Genomic DNA, 12675 nt, shown 5'->3' on the forward strand with positions numbered 1-12675 from the left:
CCGTTTTTTTGCTTCATACCGATGAATAGCAGCATTGTACTTGACAGTAAATAGCACCTGTGGTATAATGTAAGGTACTATGGATTTTTATGCGCATTTAGCGGAAAATACCGCTTTTGCGACGTACAAGGAGTAATAAATGAGTACGATAAAAGAGCTTTATGCTTACAGACAGATGATATTCAGCCTTGTGAAAAAAGACCTGCGCGGACGCTATAAAGGCTCGGTGCTGGGCTTTCTGTGGACGTTCATCAATCCGCTTTTCCAGCTGATAGTCTATACGATAGTTTTCTCGAAGATACTGCATAATGATATACCGCAGTTTTACCTGTATCTGTTTGTGGCGCTGATACCGTGGATATTCTTCTCATCGTCCATAACGGTCGGTGCATCGTCCATTGTGGCGCAGAAAGACCTTGTCAAAAAGATATACTTCCCACGAATGGTGATACCGATATCCTATGTGACCAGCTGCTTTGTGAATATGCTGCTGTGTTTCATAGTAATATTTTCGGTAATAATAGTGACGGGCACGGGGATCAACTTCCTTGCGGTGCTGACGCTACCTGTAATAATGATAGTGGAGTATATCTTCTCACTTGGCATGGCTATGATAGCTTCGGCTGTAACGGTCTATTTCAGAGACCTTGAACATATCCTCGGCATCGTATCCATGGCGTGGATGTACCTTACGCCTATAGTATACTCAAAGGATATAGTTCCTGTGAAATACCATAAGCTTTATGACCTCAACCCGATGACACCAATAATCGAGTGCTACAGAACGGTCCTCTATGAGAAGCAGGTACCTGATCTCACAACACTGCTCTGGGCAGCGGGACTGGGCGTATTTTTCCTGATATTCGGTGCAGTCATATTCAATAAGCTGCAAAAGCACTTTGCGGAGGAACTGTAATGGCAGAAATAGAAAATGCAATAGAAGTCAGAGATGTTACCAAAAGCTTCAAGGTATATCTCGACAAGGGCGCACAGCTGAAGGAACGCCTGCTTTTCCGCAAGCGCTGCCGATATGAGGAGCGCAAGGTGCTCCGCGGCATAAGCTTTAATGTGAAGAAGGGCGAAGCCATAGGACTTATCGGTCACAACGGCTGCGGCAAGAGCACTACATTGAAGCTGCTGACGAGGATAATGTACCCCGACAGCGGAACAATAAAGATGAACGGCAGGATATCCAGCCTTATCGAGCTGGGAGCAGGCTTTCACCCCGATATGAGCGGCAGGGAGAATATCTACACCAATGCAGCTATATTCGGTCTTACCAAAAAGGAGATAGATGCGCGTCTTGACAGCATCGTGGAATTCTCCGAGCTTGCTGAGTTCATCGACAATCCTGTCCGAACCTATTCTTCGGGAATGTATATGAGACTGGCTTTCTCCGTAGCTATAAACGTTGACGCGGATATACTTCTTATCGACGAGATACTCGCAGTAGGCGATGCCAACTTCCAGTCGAAGTGCTTCAACAAGCTGAGAGAGATCAAGGCTCAGGGAACTACTATAGTTATCGTTTCCCACTCTCTGGGACAGATAGAGCAGATATGCGACCGCTCCATATGGATACATGAGGGCCTTATAAAAGCTGAGGGCGCTCCGAAGGAGATAGACCTTGAATACCTTGACTATATGAGCCGCAAAATGCAGGACAAGAACAAGAAGTCCGATGACGGCGGTGCTGAGGACGAGGAGGCTGCTGCACAGAGCGGCAAGCGCTGGGGCAGCGGTGAGGCGCGTATCAAGCGTGTGCGCACTCTGTCTGCGGACGGCAGCGAGCAGAATACCTTCAGGACAGGCGAGGATATAAAGCTCGTCCTTGACTATAACGTGAACAAGCCTGTTCATGACGCGGTATTTGGCTTCGGAGTCTTCGATATGAACGGCGTTCAGTGCTACGGTACCAATACAAGGATAGACAAAGTCTCGGATTTTGATCTGAGCAAAAGCGGTACCGCAGAGATACTGCTGAAGGACGTAAAGCTTCTTGCAGGTGAATATATGATCGACGTTGCGATAGAACGCGGAGAGGGCATACCTGTGGACTACTACAGGCAGGCTTATAAAATACAGATGTTATCGGCTTACGGTGATGCGGGCATAGCGCGTATCGAACATACATGGAATTTGCAGAGGTAAAAAATGAGCAATATATCGCAGTTTTTAGATAAATTAAAGAAACAGCAGGGCTTGAAGGGCGCGGTGAAGCGCAAGCTTTTCGGCTTGATATTTGAAGGGCTCGAAGCTGTGGAAAAGGATATCGGGGCTTTGGAAAAAAGCGTGAGAGATGACCTTGAGAATGCCTGCATAAACCTTAGAAACAATAACGCTCGCATAGAACGGCTGACAAGCGATGATGAGCTTATAAAAACAAAGCTCTCGGGCATGGAGAAGAAACTGAGATCAGCGCCGATGCAGCCTGCTGCGCCGTCGGCAGATCAGCCCGCAGCGTCGGCAGCTCCTGCTGACAGCAGCGGTTCGGACTACGATGATATAGATTATTTCGACTTCGAGAACCATTTCCGAGGTTCGATAGACAGCGTAAAGAAGTCTCAGGAGTTCTACCTGAAATTCTTCAGCGGCAAGAAAAAGGTCGTTGATGTCGGCTGCGGCAGAGGAGAATTTCTCCTGCTCATGCAGGAGAACGGTATAACGGCTGAGGGAGTGGATATCTACGAGCCGTACACGGATTACTGCAATATGAAGGGGCTGAAAGCGACCTGCGGCGACGGCTCGGAATTCCTTGCAAAGACGGAGGGCGTGGACGGCATATTCGTCGGACAGGTCGTGGAGCACCTCAAACCGTATCAGATAATACAGCTCTGCAATACGGCTTATGAGCGCCTTGAAAACGGCGGCTGCATAGTTATCGAGACTCCTAATCCCACATCGCTGTCGATATATACCAATGCATTTTACATCGACCCGTCGCATATAAAGCCTGTGCATCCGCTGACGATGCAGTATTACCTCGAAAAGGCAGGCTTTACCAATATAGAGATCATTTTTACTGAGAACAGCAGACCTCCGTTCAGGATACCTGCGCTGAAATGTGAAAGCGCCGAGAATACGGAGGAATTCAATGCAGCTATGAAGCAAGTATCCGACATGATATTCGGAAGTCAGGATTATGCGATAGTTGCCATAAAGGAAGGTTAAAATATGGAAAACGGAAGTATCAATATTGAGGAGATAATGGCTGAAATAAAGCGCAATATCAAGGAACAGGGACTTACAGCGAATATGCTCAGCTTTGAAGATGTCCCCTATAGAAAGACTGCGCAGGGCGGCTCTGCTGCCGAGGCAATGGATTATCTCACATCTCATTATTATATACAGCCATACAAGGAGCTGAAGGGCAATCCCATAAAGGTTTTCATCAAAAAGACCCTGCGCAAGCTCATGAAGTTCTATATAGAGCCTGTTGTGTTTGAGCAGAACGACTTCAACGCAAATGCGGTAACTGTCATGAGATCACTTTCCGACGGAAAGACAGCCGACCTCACAAGCAAGGTCGAGACACTGGAGCTCGCACAGAAGGAGCTGATGATCCGTCTCGACAAGCTTGAGCGCGAGAATAACGAGCTTCGCAGCAAGCTTTCGGGGGAGAATGCATAATGCGCGTTATACAGCTTCTTCCAACTCTTTCATTCGGCGACGCAATAGGCAATGACACTATCGCTCTTATGGGAGCGATAAAGGAACTGGGATATTCTACGGAGATATACGCCGAGAATATCGACAAAAGGCTCCCCGAGGGCATTGCAAAGAAGGTGGACAAGCTCCGCGACCTGAAAAAGGACGATGTGCTCATATATCACAAGTCCACAGGCACAGACCTCACCTTCAGGATAGAGGAATTCAAATGCCGCAGGATAATGGTATACCACAATATCACGCCGCCCGAGTTCTTCCGCCCCTACAGCACGGCTGCAACACAGCTCACCGAGCACGGCTACAAGGGCGTAAAGTTCCTGCGCGACAAGGTGGACTACGTTCTTGCGGATTCATCATTCAATAAGGGCGAGCTGCTGAAAATGGGCTACAGCTGTCCCATAGACGTAAGACCCATACTCATAAAGTTCGAGGACTACAATCAGGCTCCCGACGAAGCTACCATAAAGAAGTACAGCGACGGCAAGAAGAACCTTGTTTTCGTGGGCAGGATAGCTCCCAACAAGAAGCAGGAGAACGTTATAAGCGCCTTTTTCTGCTACAAGAAGCTCAATCCCGATTCAAGGCTGATACTTGTGGGCTCTCCGACTGGTATGGAGAATTACCACGAGCGCCTTGTGAAGTATGCCAACGCTCTCGGTATAGGCGACGACGTTATCTTCCCCGGACATATAAAGTTCAGCGAGATACTGGCGTATTACCGCCTTGCAGACGCTTTCGTCTGTATGAGCGAGCACGAGGGCTTCTGCGTACCTCTTGTGGAGGCTATGTTTTTCAACGTTCCCGTTATCGCATACGATACCAGTGCCATATCAGACACTCTCGGCGGCAGCGGAGTGCTCCTTGACAACAACGATCCTGTGTTTGCAGCAGCTGTCATCGACCGTGTGCTCACTGATGAGAAGCTCCGCGAGAGCATCATCGCAGGACAGCGCAGGAGACTGGAAGACTTCTCCTATGAGCGCATCAAGGCGACGTTCGATAAGCAGCTCACAGATTATATAAACGGAAAAAAAGCTACTGAATAAAGGATACTGAAATGAAAAAGATAGGATTTGTTATTCCGTGGTACAGTGAAAAGATACCGGGAGGCGCTGAAATGGAGCTTCGCGGACTGACCACACATCTGCATGAAGCAGGCATCGAGATAGAAATGCTCAGTACCTGTGTAAAGGAGTTCTCTGCGGACTGGAACGAGAACTATTTCAGCGAGGGAACAGATACGGTCCACGGCTTCCCCATAAGGCGTTTCAAGGTGAGAAAGCGCAATGTACAGGCGTTTGACGCGGTAAATGCAAAGCTCATGAAGAATATGCCCGTGTCGGCAGATGAGCAGCGCACATATGTTGAGGAAATGGTGAACAGTCCCGACCTCTGCGAGTATATTAAAACTCACAGCGACGAGTACAGCCTTTTCGTGTTCATTCCGTATATGTTCGGCACCACCTACCACGGATTGCAGGTGTGTCCCGAAAAATCGGTGCTCATACCGTGTTTCCATGACGAATCCTATGTGTATATGGACGTATTCAAGCCTGTTTTCGAGAACATAGGCGGTATCATATACCATGCAAAGCCCGAGTACGAGCTTGCTAACCGCGTGTTCGACATGAGCCGTGTGAAGCAGGGCTGCCTCGGAGAGGGCGTATATACCGATCTTACCAGCGATGCGGCTGCTTTCCGCAGCAAATTCGGCATCGACAGTCCCTTTATCATCTACGCGGGACGCAAGGACGAGGGAAAGAACGTCCACACCCTCGTGAAGTACTATTCCGAGTACGTCAAGCGACACGATACCGACCTGAAGCTCTTACTCATCGGCGGCGGAAATATCGACCTCCCCGATGACCTTGTGAAGCAGAAGCGCATCATCGACTTGGGCTTCATCGACCTTCAGGACAAGTATAACGCTCAGGCAGCAGCGGAATTCCTCTGTCAGCCGTCAAAGAACGAGAGCTTCTCGCTTGTTATCATGGAGAGCTGGCTGTGCGGCAGACCTGTGCTGGTACACAGCGGCTGTGCAGTAACTCGGAATTTCGCATCAGAGTCCAACGGCGGACTTTATTTCGGCGACTATTTCGAGTTCGAGGGCTGCACGGACTGGTTCCTGAACAATAAGGAAAAGGCTGCACAGATGGGACAGAATGGCAGAAATTACGTCCGCAGCAACTTTGCATGGGACGTTATCGTTGATAAATATATGAAGTTTTTCAGAGAAGTAAGCGGAGATAAGGAATAATGAAGAGGATAGCGCTCGTCAATCAGAGATACGGACTTGAAGTAAACGGCGGCTCGGAGTACTATACGCGGCTCATCGCGGAAAGGCTCACAGGAGAGTTTGAAGTCGATGTCATAACTACAAAGGCTCTTGAATATACAACGTGGGAAAATCACTACAAGGAAGACGAAGAGGTGATAAACGGAGTGCGCGTGTTGCGTTTCCCCGTTGAAAAGCCCCGTGCGAAGGACTTCAACGACTTCAACGGAAAATACCTCAGTTCAGGCAGCTATAACGTTGAAACAGAGGAAAAGTGGTTCGAGAAGCAGGGGCCGTACTCTCCTGCGGCTATAAATTATATCCGCGAGAACAAGGACAAGTATGACGTTTTTATCTTCGTTACCTACCTCTATTATCTTACAGTAAAGGGACTTCCCGAGGTGGCTGACAAGGCGGTATTCATACCCACAGCTCACGAAGAGCCCTTTATACATTTCAAGACCTATGAGACATTTTTCAAGCTCCCGAAGGCTTATGTGTTCCTTACCGATGAGGAAAAAGCCCTTGTACAGGGACTTTTTCACTGTGAGGACATCCCCTGCCGCGTAATGGGTACGGGCGTTGAAGTGCCCTGCGAGCCCGATGAAGCAGGCTTCCGCAGCAAATTCGGCATAGAGGGCGACTACATCATCTATGTGGGACGTATCGACGAGGGCAAGGACTGTCCGACCATGTTCAAGTATTTCCTTGAATACAAGAAGCGCCGTCCCGACGATAAGCTGAAGTTGGTGCTCATGGGCAAGCCTGTCTGCGAGATACCTGCGCACAAGGACATAATCAGCCTCGGCTTCGTCAGCGAGGAGGACAAGTTCAGCGGCATATCAGGTGCAAAATGCCTTATACTGCCGTCAAAGTTCGAGAGCCTGTCCATATCCGTGCTCGAAGCAATGACCCTTTCCGTGCCTGTTATCGTAAACGGCATATGTGAAGTCCTGAAAGGACACTGCATAAAGAGCAACGGCGGACTTTACTACATGAATTATTTTGAATTCGAGGGTATCCTCGATTATATCTTCTCACACGACGCGGAGTATGCACAGCTGCGTAAAAATGCGGAGGCATACGTAGAGAAAAATTACCGCTGGGAAGTAATAATGCGTAATTTCAGTGATCTTATCCATAAAATCTGCGGGGAGTGAGCATAAAGAATGATATTTGCGTTGGTCTGCTTAGTCGGAGTAATATTTTCAGTTCTTAGTACATTGGCATGGTTCAGAAAGAAGAACTTTCTTGAAGCTTTTGTCATGGGAGTCATCATGTGGTTCTTTGCACATATTGTTGCGAGCATGGGACTTTTCGTCATCGACAGATACACCATATTCCGTGCAGGCTGCGGAGCAGCAGCCATAAGTGCGGCGGTCTTCGCAGTTATGCTGTTTAGGTATAACGGCAAGCCCTTCCGCCTGCATCACATGATAAAGGATAAGTATTCTATCAGGAATATGCTCATACCTATACTCATAAGTCTTATCGCAGTACCGTTCGTTTCCGCGAAGAACGAGTTCTTCGGCATGGGACAGGATCAGGGCGTATACCAGACCCAGGCAATACTGTTTATGAACGGCGATACCAAGCGTCAGAAGGATCTTTCCGAGTATTCCGACCTTGAAACAGACCATGAGCGCGAAATGTTCAGACATGACGTGGAGGAGGAGCTCCGCGGATACGATATTCCCAATGAGGATTATTCTGATACAGTATACGACAGAAGTGTCAGCGATGTATCGGGCATTATCCACGGAATACCCACATATTCGGCACTCCTTGCCATGTGGGGAACGCTTTTCGGCATGGAAAATATGCAGGGCTTTGAGACAATAATTTACATCTGCCTTATTTTCCTTGTGCATTTTATATGCCGCAACCTTAAACTCAAAGACGTTACTTCGTTCTGTGCCTGTGTGGGTACAGCTGCTGCACCTGTAGTGATATGGGTCGCAAAGTCATCGCTTACGGAGATGATCCTCTCACTCATACCCGTGCTGTTCCTCTACTTCCTTACGGACGACGAAGCTCCCGACAGCAAGTGGCTTTCGGTAATACCCATAGCAGTGTTCGGCTGCTATCATGTTTCGCTGTATACCATGCTGCCAATGTTCGTGCTGATATACGGCGGTATGTACGTATTCACAAGAGAACGTCAGTATGCAGTGCTGATGCCCGTAACAGTGGCAGGCTATCTCGGAAGCTACTTCATGATGCGTCAGATACAGCCCATGTACACCATGAACAATTACAGTCCTGTGTTCTTTGCAGGAGTAAACGTCAACAATATCACAACAGTCATTACTATAGTATCCGCAGCAGCATTTGCGGCAGTTCTCCTGTTTGTGTTCATTGTAAATAAGCGTACTCCCAGTAACTTCAGTGCAACGAAGTTCGCAAGAGGAGCAGGAGATTCAAAGGTGTTCAATATGCTTCTCAGGCTCATGCTGATACTTCCGACCGCATTTATCATCGTAAGAGCTGTATTGAAGTACAGCGGCTGGAGCGAAGCAAGTCACCTTACACTGGTTGGCTTTGCGGTAAATACAGGGCTCATACTCTTCCCACTGGGTGTCGTATTCGCTTGTATATCGCCGAAGTTCTTTGCTGAGCGTCCCCAGAAGCTGGTGCTGTTCATCATGTTCTTCTACTGTATACTGTTCTATTCCATGTTCCTGCGCTTAGAGATACAGCACTACTACTACTATTCGCGCTATCTTGCACCGTTTATCCCGATAGCTATGATATTCTGTGCGGCAGTGCTGGACCGCTTCGGCGGAAAGCTCCTTATACCTGTCACAGCGGCAGGCATAATATATCTTGTGCCGTATGATACGTTCCTGATGCAGAACAAGGACGATTCACGCATCGAATGGAGCATACTTTCCGACCTTACAGACTTTGTGGACGAAAATGACTGTATCGTAATATCACGCGGCTATGTTTCGAGACTATGGCTGCCGATGCGCAGCATGACAGGCGCAAAGATCGTTCCCGAGGACGAGAACGATCCCGAACAGATCGAAAGACTTGCGGCAAGATACGGCGGAGTACTTGTGCTGACAGATAAGAGCCTTTATGCCGAGGACTATACCCTTGTTTACTCCAATGTGCTCCACCATATCGAGGACGACCTCAATACCACGGGAAAGATAGCTCCCATGTCGCTGGGCTACTGGTCGGTAGATGAGGACATAAGGATATATTTCTACGATAAATACCGCTTCATGTATACAGCCGCGGAGGACTACGACAGAATGAGCGGCGTTTCGGGACTGGAAAGCAGCTTCTGCTGGACAGACAGTGAAGAAGCTCAGGTGGAATGTCTGCTCTATCCCGATGATTACAACATCACCCTGGAGCTGGGCGGCGCACTTCCGCTGGATATGATAGGTACGGACAGCTTTGAGGTCACACTGCTTCTTGACGGCGAGAAAGTGGGAACACAGTTCATAACAGCCGATAACAACGGCGGAAAGCTGCACTACAGAGTTGATGAAGACAAGATAAAGGACGGAGAAAATGTTCTGGAGATACAGACACCTTTATGGAAAGCGGCTGTACTGAATCCTGCCGATACCCGTACACTGGGCATACCGATAAAGTCAGTGCGTTTTTCGCCTGCGTCATGAAGCCTCTCACGAGGAAAAGTATTTGAAAGGAACTGAAATATGAAGCTTATCATACAGATACCATGTTATAACGAGGAAAAGACGCTGGAGCTCGCCTACAACGACCTGCCCAGACATATTGACGGTATCGACACCATAGAATACCTGATAATCAACGACGGAAGCCAGGATAACACTGTTGCCCGTGCGAGAGAGCTGGGATTTCATCATATAGTTTCGTTCAAGCGCAACAAGGGCCTTGCAAAGGGCTTTATGGCAGGAATAGATGCCTGTCTGCACCTGGGAGCTGATATCATCGTCAATACCGATGCCGACAATCAGTACTGCGGCGCGGATATCGAGAAGATAGTCCGCCCGATACTCGACCAGAAGGCGGATATCGTCATCGGCGAGCGTCCCATAGACGAGACAGAGCACTTCTCATGGAAGAAGAAAAAGTTCCAGCACCTCGGAAGCTGGGTAGTCCGCGTGGCTTCGGGGACAGATATCCCTGATGCTCCCAGCGGATTCAGAGCGTATTCCCGTGAGGCTGCACTCAGGCTCAATGTAGTGAACGAGTACACCTATACCCTTGAGACTATAATACAGGCAGGAAATAACAAGACTGCCATGACTTCGGTGCCGATAAGGACAAATCCCGAGACCAGACCTTCGCGCCTGTTTTCGAGTATGTGGCGCTATATGAAGCGTTCATCGACTGTTATCACACGTTCCTTCGTAATGTACAAGCCGCTGAAATTCTTCATGACTATCGGTGCGGTACTGCTTCTGCTGGGAGCTGTACTCGGCGTGAGATTCCTTGTGCTCATGGGAATGGGCGAAGGCGACGGACACGTACAGTCCCTTATACTCACTGCGATATTGATAATGATGGGCTTCCAGACCATAACCATAGGACTCCTTGGCGATACTATATCCGCCAACAGGAAACTCCTTGAAGACGTTCAGTACAGAGTGAGAAAGATGGAGTGCGGCAAGAGCGACGAGGAAAAGCGCAATGAAGAATAAGAAGAAAAAGATCGTCGTAATAGGGCCTGTGTACCCGTATAAAGGCGGAATATCGCATTATACGGGCGCAATGGTCAAAAGCCTGAAAAAGGATTTCGATGTTGAGACAGTATCCTACAAGATGCAGTACCCGAAGCTTCTGTTCAAGAATGAGCAAAAGGACTTCGACAACGACCTTTTCAAGATACCCGAAACACAGTTCCTTATCAATACGGCAAATCCGCTGAACTGGATAATATCTGCATATAAGATCAAGAAGATGCACCCCGACCGTATCATCGTGCAGTGGTGGCATCCTTATTTTTCGCCGTGTTATACGGCATTATCGCTTATGCTGAGGAAGATACCGAAGATATTTGTATGTCATAATGTCTTTCCACACGAGCGTTTCCCTATGGATCGCTTTCTCACGAAGCTGGTGCTGAAAAGAGGCGCGGCATATATTACTCACTCGGAGAAAGATGCTGCTGACCTGAAACAGGTAACGAAGTCGCCCGTATACGAAACGACAGTCCTGCCCGTGCATAATGCATTCAAGATACAGAATATGAGCAAGGAGCAGGCTAAACGTGAGGCAGGTGCAGCTCCCGAGAAGAAAATGCTCCTGTTTTTCGGTTTTATCCGTGATTATAAGGGACTTCGCCATATTATCAGCGCAATGCCCGAGATAGTTAAGTACGACCCGAATATCGAGCTGTGGGTGGTAGGCGAGTTCAGAAATGACAAGGACAGCTACCTTGAGCAGATCAAAAAGTGCGGAGTATCGGGAAATATCAGACTGGTTGACGGCTATATCCCCGACAGCGGCATCGAGAAGTATTTTGCGGCTGCGGACATAGTTGTTCTTCCCTATGAATCCGCAACACAGAGCGGTATCGTTCAGATAGCATACGGCTTCGAGAAGCCTGTTATCGCTACGAGGGTCGGTGGACTTCCCGAGGTGGTGCTCGACGGAAAGACAGGATATATCGTTCCGCCGAAGGATCACCATGCACTTGCTGAGGCTGTATGCCGCTTCTTCCGAGAGGAAAAAGCGGAGGAGTTCACCGAGAACGTGCGCAGGGAAGCCTACAGGTATTCATGGGACAGAATGAACGAGGTAGTTCAGCGCCTTACAGAAAAGACGGGTGCTCATGAAAGATAAACTTAACTTAAAGAAGCTGCTGAAGCTGGCAGGACACCTTGTAGTTATCGCAGCTCTGGCATTTGTGGTCAAGAAGATCATCGACATGGACATTAAGCTGAGCGACCTGAGTTCGCCGCGTGTCATAGGAGCTTTTGCACTGAGCCTTGTAATACAGGCTGCGCAGATAATCATAGCCTGCTATCCGTGGCTGATGTTCACGAGGTCGCTTTCGGGGAGAAAGATACCCTACTCGGCGGCGATGCCCGTGTATACTCAGTCCAATATATACAAGTATCTTCCCGGAAACGTGTTCCAGTACGTGGGACGCAACAAGCTTGCGGCTGATATGGACATAAGCCATGTGGACGTAGCCTGCGCGACCATTCTCGACGTGTTTTTCTGCGTGTTCTGGACGGGAGTTGTGTCTGTTATACTCCTCGGCGGCAAGATAGCGGAGCTTCTCGGAAAATACGGCAGGAACCTTCTCATCGTGGGAGCAGCAGGAGTACTTTTCCTGATAGCGGCGGTCATGATCGTAAAGCTTAAATTCAGCGACAAGGTAAAAGGCTATCTTTCGCGGTATTCAAAGGCTTTTGAAAAGAGCAACCGCCCGCAGCTTTTAAGCGGCATATTCTACTATTTTGCACACAACTGCGTGTCGGCAGCCATGTACCTCGGCTGTGTAGCCCTCATAGTTCCGCAGGCGGGAACAAAGGAGCTTTTCGCGCTTACGGGAGCGTTTCTGTTTGCGTGGATAATCGGCTTTGTAACTCCGGGAGCTCCGGGCGGCATCGGCATACGTGAGGGAGTAATGCTTTTCGTGTGCGGCGACCAATATGCAGACAGGATAGTGCTGTTCGTGCTGGTAATGCGCATAGCATCGGTATTTGCTGACGTAGCGGCATTTATCATCGGTAAGCTTTACGCTGCAAAATATGTAAGAGCTAAGAATTAAGCAG

11 protein-coding genes are annotated in these 12675 nt (G+C 48.6%); all 11 read left to right on the forward strand.

Annotation, left to right across the window (positions count from 1 at the left end; translation table 11 throughout):
* Positions 1–139: 139 nt before the first annotated feature.
* Genes K6G33_RS07065 through K6G33_RS07115 form a run of 11 tightly spaced genes read left to right on the forward strand, consistent with a single transcriptional unit; the run spans position 140 to position 12671 of the window.
* Positions 140–916, forward strand: a complete 777-nt coding sequence (locus K6G33_RS07065; protein ID WP_296777745.1) for an ABC transporter permease — start codon at positions 140–142, stop codon at positions 914–916.
* Positions 916–2151 (forward strand): ABC transporter ATP-binding protein, encoded by a 1236-nt coding sequence (locus K6G33_RS07070; RefSeq protein WP_296777747.1) that lies wholly within the window; start codon positions 916–918, stop codon positions 2149–2151. Before K6G33_RS07065 ends, K6G33_RS07070 begins: the two co-directional genes overlap by 1 nt.
* A gap of 3 nt (positions 2152–2154) precedes the next feature.
* Positions 2155–3171: a class I SAM-dependent methyltransferase gene (locus K6G33_RS07075; protein WP_296777749.1), complete on the forward strand. Its 1017-nt coding sequence runs from the start codon at positions 2155–2157 to the stop codon at positions 3169–3171.
* A 3-nt stretch (positions 3172–3174) separates the two neighbouring features.
* Complete coding sequence (locus K6G33_RS07080) at positions 3175–3630, forward strand: hypothetical protein (protein WP_296777752.1); 456 nt, start codon at positions 3175–3177, stop codon at positions 3628–3630.
* Positions 3630–4715, forward strand: a complete 1086-nt coding sequence (locus K6G33_RS07085) for a glycosyltransferase (protein ID WP_296777755.1) — start codon at positions 3630–3632, stop codon at positions 4713–4715. The genes K6G33_RS07080 and K6G33_RS07085 overlap by 1 nt, the downstream gene beginning before the upstream one ends.
* A gap of 11 nt (positions 4716–4726) precedes the next feature.
* Positions 4727–5926 (forward strand): glycosyltransferase family 4 protein, encoded by a 1200-nt coding sequence (locus K6G33_RS07090; RefSeq protein WP_296777758.1) that lies wholly within the window; start codon positions 4727–4729, stop codon positions 5924–5926.
* Complete coding sequence (locus tag K6G33_RS07095) at positions 5926–7104, forward strand: glycosyltransferase family 4 protein (RefSeq protein ID WP_296777759.1); 1179 nt, start codon at positions 5926–5928, stop codon at positions 7102–7104. The genes K6G33_RS07090 and K6G33_RS07095 overlap by 1 nt, the downstream gene beginning before the upstream one ends.
* A 9-nt stretch (positions 7105–7113) precedes the next feature.
* On the forward strand, positions 7114–9582 hold the full coding sequence (locus K6G33_RS07100) for a hypothetical protein (protein ID WP_296777761.1): 2469 nt from the start codon (positions 7114–7116) through the stop codon (positions 9580–9582).
* A gap of 39 nt (positions 9583–9621) precedes the next feature.
* Complete coding sequence (locus K6G33_RS07105; protein ID WP_173449971.1) at positions 9622–10590, forward strand: glycosyltransferase family 2 protein; 969 nt, start codon at positions 9622–9624, stop codon at positions 10588–10590.
* A complete protein-coding gene (locus tag K6G33_RS07110) occupies positions 10580–11734 on the forward strand; it encodes a glycosyltransferase family 4 protein (RefSeq protein ID WP_296777763.1) in 1155 nt (384 codons plus the stop codon). Before K6G33_RS07105 ends, K6G33_RS07110 begins: the two co-directional genes overlap by 11 nt.
* Complete coding sequence (locus tag K6G33_RS07115; protein WP_296777765.1) at positions 11724–12671, forward strand: lysylphosphatidylglycerol synthase domain-containing protein; 948 nt, start codon at positions 11724–11726, stop codon at positions 12669–12671. Before K6G33_RS07110 ends, K6G33_RS07115 begins: the two co-directional genes overlap by 11 nt.
* The last annotated feature ends 4 nt before the right edge of the window (positions 12672–12675 follow it).

The sequence above is a fragment of the Ruminococcus sp. genome, assembly GCF_024691275.1.
Classification (GTDB): domain Bacteria; phylum Bacillota; class Clostridia; order Oscillospirales; family Ruminococcaceae; genus Ruminococcus.

Coding starts and splice junctions, on each gene's coding strand:
- K6G33_RS07065 (WP_296777745.1), top strand. CDS start 140: ATGAGTACGATAAAAGAGCTTTATGCTTACAGACAGATGATATTCAGC.
- K6G33_RS07070 (WP_296777747.1), top strand. CDS start 916: ATGGCAGAAATAGAAAATGCAATAGAAGTCAGAGATGTTACCAAAAGC.
- K6G33_RS07075 (WP_296777749.1), top strand. CDS start 2,155: ATGAGCAATATATCGCAGTTTTTAGATAAATTAAAGAAACAGCAGGGC.
- K6G33_RS07080 (WP_296777752.1), top strand. CDS start 3,175: ATGGAAAACGGAAGTATCAATATTGAGGAGATAATGGCTGAAATAAAG.
- K6G33_RS07085 (WP_296777755.1), top strand. CDS start 3,630: ATGCGCGTTATACAGCTTCTTCCAACTCTTTCATTCGGCGACGCAATA.
- K6G33_RS07090 (WP_296777758.1), top strand. CDS start 4,727: ATGAAAAAGATAGGATTTGTTATTCCGTGGTACAGTGAAAAGATACCG.
- K6G33_RS07095 (WP_296777759.1), top strand. CDS start 5,926: ATGAAGAGGATAGCGCTCGTCAATCAGAGATACGGACTTGAAGTAAAC.
- K6G33_RS07100 (WP_296777761.1), top strand. CDS start 7,114: ATGATATTTGCGTTGGTCTGCTTAGTCGGAGTAATATTTTCAGTTCTT.
- K6G33_RS07105 (WP_173449971.1), top strand. CDS start 9,622: ATGAAGCTTATCATACAGATACCATGTTATAACGAGGAAAAGACGCTG.
- K6G33_RS07110 (WP_296777763.1), top strand. CDS start 10,580: ATGAAGAATAAGAAGAAAAAGATCGTCGTAATAGGGCCTGTGTACCCG.
- K6G33_RS07115 (WP_296777765.1), top strand. CDS start 11,724: ATGAAAGATAAACTTAACTTAAAGAAGCTGCTGAAGCTGGCAGGACAC.